Origin of the sequence: Lactobacillus equicursoris DSM 19284 = JCM 14600 = CIP 110162 (assembly GCF_001434815.1) — a bacterium.
In the GTDB taxonomy this organism is placed as follows: Bacteria; Bacillota; Bacilli; order Lactobacillales; family Lactobacillaceae; genus Lactobacillus; species Lactobacillus equicursoris.
Window position 1 is genome coordinate 22209 of the sequence record NZ_AZDU01000017.1, and the last position, 16558, is coordinate 38766.

Consider the following 16558-nt stretch of genomic DNA (forward strand, 5'->3'; position numbering starts at 1 on the left):
AAGTACGCTAGTATCTAAGCGCATCTTCTTGAAAATATCCAAAAATGATTATACTAAATGTTGCCAAAAAGTAAAGCCTTTTGCTTCAAGATTAACCAGCATTTTTAGAATAAATTTTTTCCAGCAGTTTTTGGTAGGAATATGCCGGCTTTTTCTGTAAAAAATTAAGCAGATCCTTGGCAAAGGCATCGGGATTAGAGATAAAAGTTTTTTGACAGGGATATAGCTTTCCTAGTGCAAAATTAGCTTCTGCTAGATAAAGCGGCAATTCGCTAGGCCGGTTATGAAATTTGCCGGCAATCGCCGTAATCACCTCTTTGTAAACCGTATCTTGGTTGAGCATTGGCACTTCTTTAGGTACAAAGACGTGATTTTGCCCCAAGATGGTGATGGTAAACTCTTCTTCCCTGCCTAATTTCACCAGATCTTCTGTCAAAGCCACCTTGACGGTCGAATCTTCTAGAGGATCAATCAAGACGCTTTGGGCAAAGGCCAGATAGGTTGGCAAATCCAGCTTAAAGAGTTCTTGATACTGGCTTAAAGTGACCGCCTTGCTTGATCGAAACTGCTGCATGATTGTCCTTTGCTCAGAGGGCTTGGCTGGTTCTACCAAAAATTCCAGCTCACCCTGCGTTAAATTTCTGACTTGCAGGGCCTCGATTAAATAGTGGTTGGCAGCTAATACTTTTTCATATTCATCTAAAACCTGCTCGATAGAAAAAAGATCAGGCACCGTCTTGATGACGGCATATGCCTGATCTTCTTGACCTGTTTGCCGGTAAAGCTTGGAAAGTTCCAAGGCGATCTTGAGATCAAAGCCCATTCTCAGGGCTTCTTCCAAGCTGTCAATCGCCTTTTGCTTTTGTCCTTGTTGGGCAAAGTCCTTGGCCAGGTCCAGCAGGTTGTCCTGACTGTGATTAGTCATTCTTTACCTTACTTTCGCTTTTACTTTCTTTTGCATTTTTAGTGTTTGACTTCTTAGCAGCACTTGCTGGCTTTTTGCCGGCAGGCTTCTTCTTGCCATTAGTCTTCCCCTTTGGTGCTGCCTTCTTAGCAGGATTCTTGCTTTGACGCTTGCGCTTATTTGGCGCCTTCTTAGCGTCTTGCGCCTTGCCGCCTTCTTGGTCTTCGGCGCGCTTTTGCATGGCCCGGTGGCGGTTTTGGTTGACTTCCATGACCACTGGCAAGACTACTGGGTGGCGGTTAGTCTGCTTGTAGAGGAACTTCTCTAGGCTAGAGCGCATGTCCTGCTTTAATTCGGTCCAGTCAAACTTCTTGTGTTCGAAGTTGGCTTGGATGGAATTCTTGATGACTTCAATAGCGTCGTTCATCAGCTGGTGGTTGGCCTTGATGTAGACAAAGCCCCGGCTGGTTACTTGCGGTTCAGCAATGATCTTCTTTTTCTTGCGGTCGATCGTCACCACGGCGATAAAGATCCCGTCATCTGACAGAACTTCCCGGTCACGGAGAACAATGTTGCCGACATCGCCGACGCCAGAACCGTCGATCATGGTGTCTTCACCGGGAACGGCATCGGTCTTAAAGAAGCTGCCGCGCTTGGCATCATAAGCAAGGCAGTCGCCATTTTGGGTGATGAAGACGTCATCCGGGTCCATGCCCGCTTCCACAGCCAAGTTCTTAACGGCTTCCATTAAGCGGTAGTCACCGATCACTGGAATGAGAATCCGCGGCTTCAAGAGGTCAACCAGGGTTTGGATGTCCCGGCCAGTAGCGTGGCCACTCGTATGCATGTTCCGGCCCAGTTCCACCACTGTACCGCCGGCCCGGTAAACCATGTCGCTAGTTACGGCAACCGTCGTTTCGACTGAGTGTGATGGAGTCGTCGCAATAAAGACCAAGTCCCCTTCGTGGATGCGGATCATCCGGTGACGGTTGTTGGCCATCTTTTGCAAGGATTGAAGGGGTTCGCCCATCCGGCCCGTTTCAAGGATAACGGTCTGCTTGTCTGGCATATCCTTCAGCTCTTTAAACTTCATCAAGAGGCCATCTGGTACTTCTAAATAGCCTAGCTTCATGGCGGTATGAACAATCTTATTTACGTCCCGGCCGGTCAACAGTACCCGGCGGCCCGTTGCTGCAGCAGCGTTAATTACCTGCTGTACCCGGTTTAAGTTTGAAGCCTTGCCGGCAACGATGATCCGGCCCTTTGCATTGCGGAAGACGTCGGTAATATAGCTCCCCACCTCGTTTTCACTGGCATTTGGGAAATGCGCTTCGGCGTTTGAAGAGTCACTCAAGAGGGCTAAAACGCCCCCTTCAGCAATCTCTGCCAAGCGGGTCATATCGGTCCGGTAGGCAGGACTGGCGGATGGATCAAACTTAAAGTCCCCCGTATAAACGATCTGCCCTTGCGGAGCGTGGATAACGATCCCTAAAGAGTCAGGCACGGAGTGAGTCGTGTGGAAGAAAGAGATGCTGGCATTCTTAAAGTCGATTTCGGTGTCGGCATCGATCACGTTAAATAGGCGGTTATTTCGCTTCTTGTTTTCTCTTTGGACGTCGATTTTGGCCAGTTCAATGGTTAGTTTTGACCCAAAGACTGGAATGTCCCACTTGCGCAAGATGTATGGCAAGGCCCCGATTGAGTCGGCGTGGCCTTGGGTTAGGAAAATCCCGGCAACTTTATCGCCATATTGTTCAAAAAATTCCATATCTGGGATGACCACGTCAATCCCGAATAGTGAGCTGTCTGGGTACTTGAGCCCAGCATCTAAAACGTAAATTTCATCATTGACTTGAACGGCAAACATGTCCTTGCCTTGTTCGCGGACCCCGCTCAAGATCATAATTTTTAACTGATCTGACATAGATTCCTCCTTTGCATTGTCTCAATCAAATTAGTTTTCGAATGTTTATTTTCTATGGATCATGCGATCACAACGTTTTAAATCCTTTTAATTCTATCATAAAGAATCAAGGCTTGATAGTCGATAAGCTTAGAAGAAAAAGAAAAAGGCTTGGAGAAAATTCTCCAAGCCCTGAAAGTCTTTATTAGATTAACGACGCAGACCAAGACGAGCGATCAATGCACGGTAGCGTTCCAAGTCGTTTTCTTGCAAGTAACGAAGCAAGTTACGACGGTGACCGATCTTCTTCAGCAAACCAACGTATGAGTGGTGGTCGTGTGAGTGTTCACGCATGTGTTCAGTTAAGTTGTTGATGTCTTCAGTCAAAACTGCAACTTGAACTTCTACTGAACCAGTGTCACCTTCGTGAGTTGCGTATTCCTTGATGATTTCGTTCTTTCTTTCTTTTGAAACTGCCATTTTAAAAGCACCTTTCTATTAAATAATTGCCTCAAACAGCGTAAACCGCTAGGTGGAGCGAGTGAACAACGTTTGAGGTTCACATGACATATATAATCATACATGATTTTTTTGAAAAAGCAAGCAAATTTTTGCTTGCATCTAGGCCAATCATTCAGTATAATAATTGAGTGAATTTTAATCAGTTATTGGAGGTGAATCTAATGCCACAAATCAAATCTGCTATCAAGCGTGTTAAGACTCAAGCTGTTGCTAACGAACGCAACGCTGCTCAACTCAGCACGATGAGAACTGCTGTTAAGAAGTTCAAGGCTGCTCAAGCAGCTGGTGCGGACAACGCCTCCGAATTACACGTAGCTGCTGTTCGTGAATTGGACAAGGCCGCTTCAAAGGGCTTGATCCACAAGAACAAGGCTAACCGTGACAAGAGTCGTTTGGCTAAGCTTGCTAAGTAATTAAATTAGCAATCAAAAGGCGAGAAACAATGTTTCTCGCCTTTTTTATTTTCTCTTTTTTAATCTAACAAACAATTTCTTCTGAATTAGCAATTCAGCAAAAAAATCTCCAAAAAGCGCTCATCCCGGTATGACCCATTCTTGTAGCCATAATCCAATTGGATCAGTTTGCCCAGCATCTGCTGCAATTTTTCCAACCTGATGGGATTTTTCATTGCTAGCTTGACCCGGTATGGGTGGGCACCGAGTTCTTGGGCGATGTCTTTTTCACTCCGCCTTCTCCTGGCCAAAGTCTTGACGCAGAGCAAGAATTCAACCTGGCTGATAAAGACGGCCAGGATTTGAACGGGATAGCTCCCCTCCCTGATTTGGCCATTCAAGCGTTCAACCGCTTCTGGATAATTGCCCTTTAAGGCTGTTTCTAAAATGGCAAAAACATTCTGGGCCAGACTGCGATCCACGTTGCGGTCAACTAAATCCCGGCTAAAGTCCTTATCTGGGCTGATCATCTTCAGCTTCAAATAGTTGCTAAGAGCGGTATCTAACACCTGATCGCTCCGCTCCATCAAGAGGGTAAAGGCATCTGGGTAAAACTGGTAGCCTTCGGCCTTAACCAATTTTCTCATAAAACGGTCGCTGTCATAGCTCTTGACTTCTGCGGTGACCGTATTAAACTTCTTTTCTGCCAGCTTAGTAATCTTCTTGCGCCGGTCCAGCTTTTCATAGCTGGCCACCATGACGACCACGTCGTCTAGCTGGTCTAAGTGGTCTAAAATTTCCTGCAGCTGCTCTAACTGCTTTTTTATTTTGGCCTGGTTCTTCTTAGGAATCGCCTTGCCGGTTAAAAAGTAGGGATTTTTGACCAAGACCAGCTTGCTCTGGCTAAAAAGACTAGCCTCAGTTAGATCGGCAATCAAGTCATCTAAAGAATCCGTTTCGCAGTCCACCGTCACCTTTTCCAGGTCCTGAAAGGCAGCTTGGGCGACATAGCTTCTTACCAAATAATCATTTAAGAAGTCATCTGCCCCCTGCAAGAGCAAGTTGGGATTATTAGGCTGACTGTTGGGAAAAAGCGACACTAGATTGGCCATGTTTGCACCTCTTACGTAGTTTATTAACTAGTTAATGATAACACAGCTTGCCCCCCTGCAAAAAGCTGGTAAAGTAGCTTAACCCAAAGCCGTAATGCCAAGTGATCATCCCTGAGTCTTGGGTCGACAGGTAGGGAATCCCTAAACTCTTTAATTTTTCCAAGGTAGCCGGCTTAGGATGGTGGTAGCGATTGTTGCGGCCAGCCGAGATAAAAACCAGCTGCGGCTTGATCGTCTCCAAAAATTTTAAAGACGATGAAGTATCGCTGCCGTGGTGACCCAACTTAAAATAGTCAATCCTAAGATCGGGATGCTCACTAACAATTTTTTCTTCCCCAGCCTGGTCCAAATCCCCAGTAAAGCCCCAGGTCTTGCCGGCCAAACAGCAGACCAAGGACAGGGAATCCTTGTTTTCCCCTAGGCCGGGTTCGTCTGGGTGGAGGACCTGAAAAAGAATTTTTTCTTTGACGGTCATCCCGGCCCGCAATTCCACCAGCTGGGTACGGTCCACCCGCCCCGCCAGCTTTTTGGCAAAGCTGGGATTTTGGATCAGGCCAATCCCCATGTAAAGGCGCTTGATCGGCATTTTCTCTAGCAGGGTGGCGAGGTCGCCCACGTGGTCAGCATCCTGGTGGCTGACAAACACGCCGTCCAGGTGGTCAATCCCCTGAGCCTTCAGCATGGGCAGGGTGATTTGAGTAAGCTGTGCCCGGCTTTTCTGATGGCCAAAAGCCAGCTTGCCGCCCGTGTCAATCAGGTAGCATTTGCGCAAAATTGGCGTAGTCAGCAAGATGCTGTCACCTTGCCCCACGTCGATAAAGCTGACCTGCCCCATCAAGGGGAAGTGGATGCTGACAAAAAAGAGGCTATAGGCTAAGGCCAAGAGCCTTAAGCACTTCCGCCTTTTTTCTTTAACAAAGAGCAAGGCTAAGACAGTTAGACTTAGCAGCAAGAGGAGCTGCCAAGCCTTAATCTGGCCAAAAATTACCTGACCAAGCCGCTGCCCGGCAAGCCAGTCAATCCCCCACTCTGCTGCTTCTAAGATTTTTTCTAAAAATTGCCACAGAGCCAAATTTGGAACAAAGACTGCAAAAAAGGTTACTGGCATGACCACAAAATTAAAGTATGGCACAAGCAGCAGATTGTAAAAGATCGTTGCCACGTTAACCTGGTAAAAGAAAAAGAGCAAAAACGGAGTTAATAGCAAATTTAACCAGGCCGATTGACTTAGACCCTGCATTTTCTGGGTTAAGACTAACCCCGCTGCCAAAACATAAGTCAGCATCCCCCCGGTTTGGAGGAGCAGGCGCGGGTTAAAGAGCAGCTGCAGACTAAAGACCAAGCCCAAGAGGTCGGCTGACGTGATTTTCAGCCCTCTATAGGCTAAAAAGCGACCCAGGCAGTACATTAAGCTGGCCCGGATAAAGCCCGGCTGAAAGCCACTTAAAAAGACTTCTAAGAGCAAAAAGGTGCTGGTTACGGCAAAAACCTCTTCCCGCGGGATCAACAAGGTTGAACCAATAGCTGCTAAGACCAAGACGTAAAGGCCCACATGCATCCCCGAGATGCTCAAGATATGGATGACGCCCAAATCCCGGTAATTGTCCAAATTGGCCTGATTATTGCTATCGGGATTTTCCGCTAGGATCAACTCACTGGCAAAAAAGGAAAGCAGACGCGGCATTTTGGCCAGATACTGCTTGATTCGCCAGCGAATTCGGTGCAGACTATTCTGCCAGTTATTCCTAGCCAAAAGCAGCTGATAATTGGTCACTTTGACCTGGCCGGCTAGGTGCTGGCTATAGGCGTAGCGGCGGTAGTCAAACTGACCCGGGTTGGTTGCAGGCTCTGCCTCTTTGACCTCGCCTTCAATTTGAGTCAGGTAAACGGCCTGCCCCTGGTCCAGGGCAGCTTCTAGATCCTTTTTACCGGGTCCATACAAGCTGACCTTTTGCCCCTGACAGTGCCCCTTCCCGCTTAGCCAATTATCACTGACTTTGACTTCACCGGGATAAAGGAGAAGTGCCGTATTTTCCTCTAGCTGAAAAGCTTTTTCCTGCCGGTCGCAGATAAAAATCCCGGCCATGACCAAGACAGCCAAAAAGGCAATAAAAAAGGATGCTGGATACTTGTGCTTGATCAGCCAGGCTAGGTAAAGAAAAGTCGCTAGGCTCACGATTTTCAAACTGACTGCTTGGGCATAGACCAAGCCTGATAAGCCGACTAAGAGCAGGCCCAGTAAAAAGTAAAAGCCGCTCTCCAGACTAGATCGTAAGCTGGTCTTTGATCGCGGCAAAGGTCTTGTCGCCAATTCCTGACACCTCTTTCAGCTCATCGATGGACTTAAAGCCCCCTTTTTCCTGCCGGTAGGCAATGATCTGCTGGGCTTTCTTCTCCCCGATGCCGTTTAGCTTTTGCAGTTCTGTCGCCGATGCTGTATTGATGTTGACCTGGCCACCACTGGCGCTGCTAGCCGAATCTTCACTTGCTGCAGAAACATCAGCGTTATTACTAGTGGCGCTGCTCGTGCTAACGGCAGTTGCAGAACTAGCTGGTACGTTCTTTTCGCCCTTATAGGGGATGTAGATCTTGTCTTGATCATGCAGGAGCTGACTCCGGTTGATGGCCTTTAAATCAGCCCGCTTGCTTAACCCACCGGCGCATTCAATCAGGTCTTCCAGCCGCATCCCGTTTTTTAACGTGTAAACGCCCTGGTGCTTGACCGCCCCTGAGATATCGCAGACCACCTTGTTTGAAGAAACTTGCATGCTGGACGTCTGAGCGTTTCCAGCTGACGACCCCCTGCTTTCACTGGCCCCTGACGAATAAAAGGACGATCCAGCAGAAGCTGACTGAGAGCTTGTCAACAGGGCTGAATTATCCACCTGATTTTGCCTTGCTTGATAAAAGTAAACGCCACCCGCGACCAGGACAATCCCAATCAGGTAGATTTTCTTTTCTAAAAGCCAATCAACAACTTGACGAAATTTGCTTTTTGTATGGTTTTCTTGATTCATTTTTTTCACCTCACTTATTAGTACACCGAAAATCGAAATTTTACCGAAAAAAGTTGTGGATAAGTCAATTTCATCCGTCTTACAGAAAATGTAAATGAAAAAAGTAAAAGCTCAGACACTTGGTCTGAGCTTTTACTCTCTGGTAATTCTAGATGTAGTTCTATTCGTTCTTTTACTTGTAGTGCTGCTTTAAGTACTTTAAAGCATCGTCAAAGGTCGCTACCGGCACGATCTTCATCTTGGTATGGATCTTCTTCGCCGTTCTCTTGGCTACAGCGTAATTGGTTTGCGACTTCTTGACGCCTGTTTGGTCGGTTGGTGCAAAGAAGACCTCGGCTCCCGCCTTAGACGCGGAAACCACCTTTTTGTCAACGCCCCCAATGATGCCGACCTTGCCGGTCGCATCAATGGTCCCGGTCCCAGCTACCTTATGGCCATTGGTCAGGTTGGTCTTAGTGAAGTTCTGGTAGCAGGCTAAGGAGAACATGAGCCCCGCAGACGGACCGCCGACGTCGCCAACGCTAATCGTCGTCTTCGGCGTAACATCCACCTTGACCCGTTCAACCATGGAGATACCGATCCCCGGCTTGCCTGTCCCCTTCACCTTGACAATTTTCCCGGTAAAAGTCTTCTCCTTGCCGGACCGCTTGACGGTAATGGTCACCTGTTGCCCGATTTTCTGCTTTTGCAGGTAGGCCATAAAGCCCTTGACCGACTTGAACTTGCGGCTATTAGCCGCCACAATCGTGTCTCCGATCAGCAATTTTTTCTTAAAAGAAGAGCTCTTTTGCACGGACATAACGTAAACGCCCTGATATTTCAGCTTTGGATGGCGGCCTGCCTTTTTGGCAGCGTAATAGATCGCGGTCTGCTGGCTGGTCTGCATGTACCATTCCTGCAGCTGCTCGTATTGCTCGGTCGTAGCGCCTCCCGTAGCCTCCTCTAGGGTCAGCCGGTCTTCAAAAGGCTGGGTGAAAGACCAGAGGTAGTCGCCTAAAACGGCGCGCCGTTCACTAACGGTGACGAAATAGAGGTTCTTTGGCGACTTCACGCCATCAGTTTTTAAGTAGTCGCCCACCACAAAGCTTTCGCCTGGTGCCTCAATCACGTAATTAGTCGGGATCAGGGCGATAATGGCCAAAAGAAGAACGACGCCCAGGCCAATGAGGGGCTTACGCCATTTGGTATGCTGGTGCTGTTGATGCTTAGTCTTTGCCATCCAACTTCTCCTTTAATGCGGTCGCAGCCTTAGCTGGCAAAAATTGCGAGATGTCGCCGCCATATTTGGCGATTTCCTTCACCATGCTGGAGGCAATTGCGGCATTTTCCCCGCGGGCTAAAAACAGAGCCGTGGGCAAAGCCGGGTCTAGATGCCGGTTCATTTCCGCAATCTGCTGCTCATAAAGAAAGTCACTCGAATTGCGGATGCCTCTTACCAAAACGCCAGCGCCAAGTTCTTTTGCCAGCCTGACCGTCAATTGGTTGGGCCGGGCCAGCACTTCCACATTGGCCAGGTCCTTGACGGCGTCTTGGATCAAGTCTACCCGCTCTTGTTCGCTAAATAGAGGCTTTTTACTGGTATTGGTCATCACGACCACCAGCAAGCGGTCAAAAACAAGTGCAGCTTGTTCAATCGTGTCTAAATGGCCCAAGGTAATCGGGTCAAAACTGCCTGGAAATAGTGCGATCGTCATCTTATTCCGCCTTTTGATAAAATCTGACCAAGGTCTTGCCTAGGTGGTGTTCTTTTAAAAGGTTATAGCCGGCAATCTCCGGCAAATCCGTCTCATCATCGGTTTCGACCACGATCTTGGCAGCATTATTGAGCAAGTCGAGATTTAACAAGGCCCCCATGTCCTTGACCATCTGCTGCTTGGCGTATGGCGGGTCCAAAAAGACCAAGTCAAACTTGAGGTCTTGATCTGCGTAATACTTTAAAGCTGCCTTGGCCGGCATGTTGGTGACAACGAATTTGTCTTCTTCCTTGGTCAAGGCCACGTTCTTTTTGATGATTTGGCAAGCTGCCCGGTTGATGTCGTTTAAGTAGGCTTGGTCATAGCCCCTGGATACGGCTTCAATGCCCAAGGCGCCACTGCCGCCATAGAGGTCTAAGACGGTGCCGCCTGAGAAAAATTGTCCTAGAGAATTAAACAAGGATTCTTTCACCTTGTCGCTGGTTGGCCGAGTCTTTTGGCTCTTCAGGGTAAACAAGTTGCGCTTAGCGTACTTTCCAGAAATAATTCTCACTTCATCCACCCCTTTTTCTTGCTGTCGTCGTTCAGGATTTCTTCTGCTTCTTTAGCCAGATCCTTGATCTGGTCTTCAATTTGCTGGTTGTCCAAATCGATTTGGTCGGCTTCAGAGACCTCAACCTTTTTGACAAAAGTCAGCTTCTCTAATTGCTGCAGCGTTTCTTCCACCTTTTCCTGGTCAACGTACATGATCAGGTAGTGCATTTTTTTAGAAAAATAAACGATATCGCCAAGGCGGCGGAGCTTAAACTGGTCGCTATTGGCATTGCGCAGGTAAACGATTAAGCTCGTTCTCTTTGGCAGATCCAAATCAGCTAATTCCTGATTAATAGTCACTTGCGGCCTCCATTTCTTTTTGCATTCTTAAATATTCTTTGTGTTCTTTTTCCTCGCGGTCAACATTTAAGATCAAGCCAATGGCAGCTGATAAAACCCAGAGCGAGGACCCACCATATGAGATAAAGGGCAGAGTCACCCCGGTAATTGGCAGCAGGCCTAATACCGCCCCGACGTTAAAGAGGGTTTGGAAAAAGATGATCGCCGTCACCCCAAAGCAGATCAAGGATGTGTACTGGGATTCGGCTCTAACGCCTTTTTCCATGATCAAGAACATGAGGTAAAAGAGCATCCCCAAGACCAGCAAGGCCCCTAAAGAACCAATTTCTTCGGCGATAATGGACAAGATAAAGTCCGTATAAGGTTCCGGCAGGTAGCCCCGCTTTTGGATACTGTTGCCAAGGCCCGAGCCAAAGAGACCGCCGTTATGGATGGCGTAGTATGAGTTAACCAGCTGGGCCCCTTCATTGGCCGCGGTTTTAAAGGGATCAAGAAAGGCAATGAATCGCTTATAAACGTATACGTTTTGCAAAAAGCTGGGGTTCCAGTGGACAATCAAGCTAAAACCGCCAATGACCATGATCAAGATCCCCAGCAAACTCAAAATGGCATAGCCCGATGGCATCCCGGAAACGGAGTACATGATCGCCACCATGCAAAAGAGGATGGCGGTCCCCCCAAAGTCCGGTTCGATTAAGACCAAAAACATGGTGCCCACAGCAATTAACGAAGTTGGAAGTAGTTGACGTACAATTCTCCCTCTAACCAGCTTGCCATCCAGCTTAAAGAGCATTTCTGCTAAATACAAGAGCAAGATCAATTTTGCCAGTTCTAGAGGCTGAATGTTGATTGGCCCTGCCTTAATCCAGCCGCGGGCTCCGTTGACTTCTTGTCCAAAAAAGCGGACATATAACAGTAAGCCCCAACTGATGATAGTTAGATACATTAGATTTCTCCCTTTTCGGAAAAGATCTAAATTTAAGCTGTAAAAGGTTAGACAAATCGCTACCCCAAAGCAGGCATAGATGAACTGTCTTACGCCGTAAACTGTAGCCTTAAAGCCGTTGATCATCAAGATTTCGGAGCTAGCCGAATAAACGGCCACGATCCCGACCGTCATCAAAAGCAGATAGACGATAAAAATGCGGTAATTCAGGTATTTGAACTTTTCTTTGAGCTGTTTTGCAAAACTTGGCTTGCTTTGTCCCTTCACGTTTTTTCCCTCATAAAAAATAGTCTTACCTTTAATTATAAAACAAAAAAGCCTCTACTCCTATATTTAGGAGTGGAGACTTTACTAAAAAGCTAAGAAATCTTTAAATTAGTTGTTCTTTGCCTTCTTCTTATCAAACTTTTGCCGTTCAGAAGTGTTCAAGATCTTCTTGCGCAGGCGCAAGCTTTCTGGCGTTACTTCACAGTATTCGTCATCGTTCAAGAATTCGATTGATTCTTCCAAAGTCAAAGTCTTTGGCGTTCTGATGGCAGCTGCGTGGTCCTTACCGGAGGCACGGGTGTTAGTCAAGTTCTTACCCTTAGTGACGTTAACGGCGATGTCACGGTCACGTGAAGATACGCCGACAATCATCCCTTCGTAAACTTGAACGCCGGCACCGATGAAGAGTTGGCCACGTTGTTCAACTGATTGCAGGGAGTAAGTGGTTGATTGGCCTTGGTTGATAGAAACCAAAGCACCGTTGCGGCGGCCTGGGTTCCAGTTCTTAACAACTGGCTTGTATTCGCTGAAGGTGTGGTTCATGATCCCGTAACCACCAGTTGCAGACATGAATTCGTTGTTGTAACCGATCAAACCACGTGAAGGAACTGAGAATTCCAAACGGGTTTGGCCGTTGCCCTTGGATTCCATGTTTTGCATTTCACCCTTACGTTGGGACAAACCGTCGATAACGGAACCAACGTATTCGTCTGGAACGTCAACTTGAACAGCTTCGTATGGTTCGCACATTTGGCCATCAACTTCGCGGTAGATAACCTTTGGACGAGACAGTTGCAGTTCAAAGCCTTCCCGGCGCATTTCTTCAACCAGGATGGACAAGTGCAGTTCCCCACGGCCAGATACAGTCCAAGCGTTCAATTGGTCGGTTGGTTCAACCTTCAAGGAAACGTCAGTCCGGGTTTGCCGCATTAAGCGTTCTTCCAACTTAGCTGGAGTAACTTGTGAGCCTTCCCGGCCAGCAAATGGAGAGTCGTTGGCAACAAAGTCCATTTGCAGGGTAGGTGGGTCGATCCGCAGGAATGGCAAGGCTTCTGGTTGGTCCTTAGCAGCAATGGTTTCACCAACGAAGATGTCGTTGATCCCGCTGATGGCGATGATGTCGCCGGCCTTGGCTTCCTTGATTTCGTTACGCTTCAAACCGAAGTAACCAAACAGCTTAGTAACGCGGAAGTTTTGCTTTGAGCCGTCCCGCTTCATAACCGTTACTTCGTCGCCGACCTTGATCTTGCCCCGGTAAACGCGGCCAACACCGATACGGCCAACGTAGTCGTCCCAGTCAAGCATAGTAATTTGGAATTGCAGTGGTTCGTCTTCGTTGTCAAGCGGAGCTGGGATGGCCTTCAAGATGGTGTCGAAGATTGGATCCATCGTTTCTTCTTGGTCAGCTGGGTCATCAGAGTAGCTGGAAGTACCGTTCAAAGCTGAAGCGTAAACAACTGGGAATTCCAATTGTTCATCGTTAGCACCAAGTTCGATGAAGAGTTCCAAAACTTCATCCAAAACTTCTGCTGGACGCGCACCTGGACGGTCGATCTTGTTAACGACAACAACTGGCTTAACGCCAGCTTCCAAGGCCTTTTGCAAAACGAAACGAGTTTGTGGCATTGGACCTTCGTAGGCGTCAACCAAAAGCAAGGCACCGTCGACCATGTGCATGATCCGTTCTACTTCACCACCAAAGTCGGCGTGGCCTGGGGTGTCCAAGATGTTGATCGTGGTACCCTTGTAGCTAACAGCAGTGTTCTTGGACAAGATGGTAATCCCACGTTCACGTTCAATGGCGTTAGAGTCCATTGCCCGGTCTTCCAAGTTCATGTGTTCTGGTAAAGTATCAGATTGCTTAAGCAATTGGTTAACCAAAGTAGTCTTACCGTGGTCAACGTGGGCAATAATTGCAATATTTCTGATGTTTTCTCTTCTCTTTTGATCTGCCAAAAATGTTTCCTCCCCGTTCCTCATAAAAAGAACTGTGACTTACGCACAGTTCCCTTTAGCCTGATTCAGGCTGGCCGAAGTTTTCCGTTTATATTTTTTACAATCATTTATTGTACAACCTCAAAGAAAGCAGGTCAACTGATTTCCCTTAGTTGATTATCGATTTAGGCAAATATTTGCCCATACCCGGCTATTTTGTGGTAAAAATATAGTAGCAAGAAAATACATTTTAAAAAGGAGTCTTAAATTTTGATTTTAATGAAAGATATTGTCCGCGACGGCGATCCAGTCTTGCGGCAAGTTGCCAAGAAGTTGACTTTCCCTTTGTCTGACCATTACCGCAAACTGGCAGACGACATGATGGAATACCTGGTTAATTCCCAAGATCCAAAGACTGCGGCTAAGCACCAATTGCGGGCCGGCGTGGGTCTGGCCGCTCCGCAAGTTGGCGAAGGCGTGTCCATGGCAGCCTTACTTGTGCCAAATGACAAGGGCGAAATCATCTTTAAAGAAGTTTACGTTAACCCAGAAATCATTTCTGAATCAGTCCGCAAGACCTGCCTTGGCGAAGGCGAAGGCTGCCTGAGCGTAGACAAGGTAATCGATGGCTACGTTCCGCGCCCAAACAAGGTAACGATTCACTACTGGACCGTTGACGGCGAAGAAAAGACCATTCGCCTCAAGGGCTACCCAGCCATCGTTTCTGGCCATGAAATCGACCACTTGAACGGTCACCTCTTCTACGACCGCATCAACAAGAAGAACCCATTTGAATTAGCAGACGACACCATCGTGATCTACTAATTCCCTTGGCCCAAGCTAGGCTAGACCTTTCGTCTACCTGACTTGGGCTTTTTCTTACTATTAACTATGTTGTTTTCTAGCCTTGTATTTTCAAATATGCTAAAATTTAACTAGCTATTGAATATTTTTGACAAACTATCTCAAATTGAGATCTAACAAACAGTTATAATGAAGGAGATTTTTATGATCTACAAAGTTTTATATCAAAAGGACAAGATCGTTAACCCACGCAGAGAAACTACCCAAACTCTCTACATGGAAGCTGACAACGTGGTTGAAGCCAGAGCCCTTGTTGAACAAAACACCCCCTACAACATTGAGCTTATCCAAGAATTAACTGGCAACTCTTTGAAGTATGAGCAAGAACATGCCGACTTCAAGTTGACCACTTTCGGCACTGACAATAGTGAAGATTAAGAAAAACGAAGTTGCCGTTTTCGCAATCGGGGGATTACACGAAATCGGCCGGAACATGTACTGCGTCCAATACCAAGATGAAATCATCATCATGGACTGCGGGATCAAGTTCCCTGAAGATGAACTCTTAGGGATCAACTACGTAATTTCCGACTACTCTTACCTGGTTAAAAACCGGGAAAAGATCAAGGCCTTGGTGGTCAGCCACGGCCACGAAGACCACATCGGCGGGATTCCCTTCCTGCTGGAAAAGATCCCTGAAATTCCGGTTTACGCAACGCCTTTTGCCCTGGCCTTGATCAAGAGCAAGTGTGAAGAACACGGCATCTTGGACAAGACTGAGCTGCACGTTGAAAGCGAAGACCTGGTTTTGCAATTTGACAAGCTGAGCGTCAGCTTCTTCAGAACCACCCACTCCATCCCTGACACCTTGGGGATTGCCGTTCATACGCCGCTTGGCGCTGTTGTCTTCACTGGCGACTTCAAGTTTGACTTGACGCCGGTCATGAACCAGCCAGCACCAAACTTCCAAAGAATGGCTCAGCTGGGCGAAGAAGGGGTCTTAGCCCTCTTGTCTGACTCAACCAACGCTGAAGTGCCGCAATTTACCAAGTCTGAGCGCTTTGTTGCTGGTTCACTTCACAACATCATTACTGGGATCAAGGGCAGAATCATTTTTGCCACTTTTGCTTCAAACCTTTACCGGGTTTCAACCGCTATTAAGGCTGCCATTGATACTGGCCGCAAGGTTGCGGTCTTTGGCCGAAGCATGGAAAATGGGATCCAAAATGGGATTGAGCTCGGCTATTTGAATGTTCCAGACAACTTGATCGTGGATGCCGAAACCATCAACTCCCTGCCGCCGGAAAAGGTCATGATCCTGTGTACTGGTTCTCAGGGTGAACCATTAGCTGCTCTTTCCAGAATTGCTAATGGCACCCACCGGCAAATCAAGCTGCACCCAGACGACACGGTCATCTTCTCTTCAAACCCAATTCCAGGCAACACCTTGAGCGTCAACCACCTGATCAACAAGCTGATGGAAGGCGGCGCGCATGTGGTTCACGGCAGAGTCAACAATGTCCACACTTCTGGGCATGGCGGCCAAGAAGAATTGAAGCTGATGGTCGAGCTGTCCAAGCCGAAATACATGATCCCTGTTCACGGCGAATATCGGATGCAGGTTGTTCACGCCCATCTGGCTCAACAAGCTGGCGTACCTGCCGAAAATACCTTTGTCCTGAAAAATGGTGAAGTAGTCTGCTTCAGCCCAGAAGGTGCTAGAATCGCTGGTGACCTCCACGTCAAGGACGTCTTCGTTGATACTTCAGGTGCAGCCGACGTTGGCAACGTGGTTGTCCGCGACCGGCAGATCCTGTCTGAAGAAGGTTTGGTAGTTGCCGTAGCCACGGTTGACTACAAGCACAAGCGCGTTTTGGCCGGACCTGACATCTTGAGCCGGGGCTTTGTCTACATGCGCGAATCCCAAGACCTGATCAACGCTGCGCAAAAGCACGTTTACCACATCCTAAAGACCGAAATGGCCAAGGATGAAAAACCAAAGGACAGCGAAATCAGAAAGGCGATCATTGAAAATCTGCAAGACTTCTTGTACTCAAGAACCGAAAGAAGACCAATGATACTGCCAATGCTGATCGAAAAGAAATAAAGCTTGATAGCAAAAAAGAACTCCTCTCCGGAGCAATGTCATTAAGTTAAGACATTGACTT

The 16558-nt window shown here is 47.5% G+C and carries 16 protein-coding genes; 4 read left to right on the plus strand and 12 right to left on the minus strand.

The window, feature by feature from the left end; translation table 11 throughout:
• Positions 1-91: 91 nt before the first annotated feature.
• From FC20_RS04610 to rpsO, 3 genes are all read right to left on the minus strand, one after another.
• Positions 92-925, minus strand: a complete 834-nt coding sequence (locus FC20_RS04610) for a tetratricopeptide repeat protein (protein WP_008463725.1) — start codon at positions 923-925, stop codon at positions 92-94.
• Positions 918-2828 carry a ribonuclease J gene (locus FC20_RS04615; RefSeq protein ID WP_008463723.1) on the minus strand — a complete coding sequence of 637 codons (1911 nt, stop codon included), beginning with the start codon at positions 2826-2828 and terminating at the stop codon, positions 918-920. The genes FC20_RS04610 and FC20_RS04615 overlap by 8 nt, the downstream gene beginning before the upstream one ends.
• Before the next feature lie 189 nt (positions 2829-3017).
• Positions 3018-3287: a 30S ribosomal protein S15 gene (gene rpsO / locus FC20_RS04620; RefSeq protein ID WP_008463722.1), complete on the minus strand. Its 270-nt coding sequence runs from the start codon at positions 3285-3287 to the stop codon at positions 3018-3020.
• A 203-nt stretch (positions 3288-3490) separates the two neighbouring features.
• On the opposite strand from rpsO, the gene rpsT reads away from it, so the two are divergent.
• The gene (gene rpsT, locus FC20_RS04625; RefSeq protein ID WP_008463721.1) at positions 3491-3742 is read left to right on the plus strand and encodes a 30S ribosomal protein S20; all 252 of its coding nucleotides are present in this window, start codon (positions 3491-3493) and stop codon (positions 3740-3742) included.
• 86 nt (positions 3743-3828) lie between these two features.
• On the opposite strand, the gene holA is transcribed toward rpsT, so the two are convergent.
• The 9 genes from holA to typA all read right to left on the minus strand — a co-directional run bounded on the left by holA (position 3829) and on the right by typA (position 13631).
• Positions 3829-4833 (minus strand): DNA polymerase III subunit delta, encoded by a 1005-nt coding sequence (holA, locus tag FC20_RS04630; protein WP_008463720.1) that lies wholly within the window; start codon positions 4831-4833, stop codon positions 3829-3831.
• Positions 4834-4864: 31 nt separating this feature from the next.
• Entirely contained in the window at positions 4865-7144 is a 2280-nt protein-coding gene (locus tag FC20_RS04635) for a DNA internalization-related competence protein ComEC/Rec2 (RefSeq protein WP_236697633.1), read from the minus strand.
• On the minus strand, positions 7098-7850 hold the full coding sequence (locus FC20_RS04640; protein ID WP_008463712.1) for a ComEA family DNA-binding protein: 753 nt from the start codon (positions 7848-7850) through the stop codon (positions 7098-7100). Before FC20_RS04640 ends, FC20_RS04635 begins: the two co-directional genes overlap by 47 nt.
• Positions 7851-8022: 172 nt before the next feature.
• Positions 8023-9069: a SepM family pheromone-processing serine protease gene (locus FC20_RS04645; RefSeq protein ID WP_008463710.1), complete on the minus strand. Its 1047-nt coding sequence runs from the start codon at positions 9067-9069 to the stop codon at positions 8023-8025.
• Complete coding sequence (gene coaD / locus FC20_RS04650) at positions 9056-9544, minus strand: pantetheine-phosphate adenylyltransferase (protein ID WP_008463708.1); 489 nt, start codon at positions 9542-9544, stop codon at positions 9056-9058. Before coaD ends, FC20_RS04645 begins: the two co-directional genes overlap by 14 nt.
• A 1-nt stretch (position 9545) precedes the next feature.
• Positions 9546-10097, minus strand: a complete 552-nt coding sequence (gene rsmD / locus FC20_RS04655; RefSeq protein ID WP_008463706.1) for a 16S rRNA (guanine(966)-N(2))-methyltransferase RsmD — start codon at positions 10095-10097, stop codon at positions 9546-9548.
• Entirely contained in the window at positions 10094-10438 is a 345-nt protein-coding gene (locus FC20_RS04660; protein WP_008463704.1) for a YlbG family protein, read from the minus strand. Before FC20_RS04660 ends, rsmD begins: the two co-directional genes overlap by 4 nt.
• Positions 10428-11651, minus strand: a complete 1224-nt coding sequence (locus tag FC20_RS04665; protein ID WP_056945326.1) for an FtsW/RodA/SpoVE family cell cycle protein — start codon at positions 11649-11651, stop codon at positions 10428-10430. The genes FC20_RS04660 and FC20_RS04665 overlap by 11 nt, the downstream gene beginning before the upstream one ends.
• A gap of 108 nt (positions 11652-11759) precedes the next feature.
• Positions 11760-13631, minus strand: coding sequence for a translational GTPase TypA (gene typA, locus FC20_RS04670; RefSeq protein WP_035173736.1), 1872 nt, complete (start codon positions 13629-13631; stop codon positions 11760-11762).
• Between the two features lie 225 nt (positions 13632-13856).
• Here typA and def point away from each other — a divergent pair, with 225 nt between their 5' ends.
• The 3 genes from def to rnjA all read left to right on the plus strand — a co-directional run bounded on the left by def (position 13857) and on the right by rnjA (position 16497).
• The gene (gene def, locus FC20_RS04675; RefSeq protein WP_039944487.1) at positions 13857-14411 is read left to right on the plus strand and encodes a peptide deformylase; all 555 of its coding nucleotides are present in this window, start codon (positions 13857-13859) and stop codon (positions 14409-14411) included.
• A gap of 183 nt (positions 14412-14594) precedes the next feature.
• Positions 14595-14828 carry a DNA-dependent RNA polymerase subunit epsilon gene (locus tag FC20_RS04680; RefSeq protein WP_008463689.1) on the plus strand — a complete coding sequence of 78 codons (234 nt, stop codon included), beginning with the start codon at positions 14595-14597 and terminating at the stop codon, positions 14826-14828.
• The gene (gene rnjA / locus FC20_RS04685; RefSeq protein WP_008463687.1) at positions 14818-16497 is read left to right on the plus strand and encodes a ribonuclease J1; all 1680 of its coding nucleotides are present in this window, start codon (positions 14818-14820) and stop codon (positions 16495-16497) included. Before FC20_RS04680 ends, rnjA begins: the two co-directional genes overlap by 11 nt.
• Positions 16498-16558: the final 61 nt, after the last annotated feature.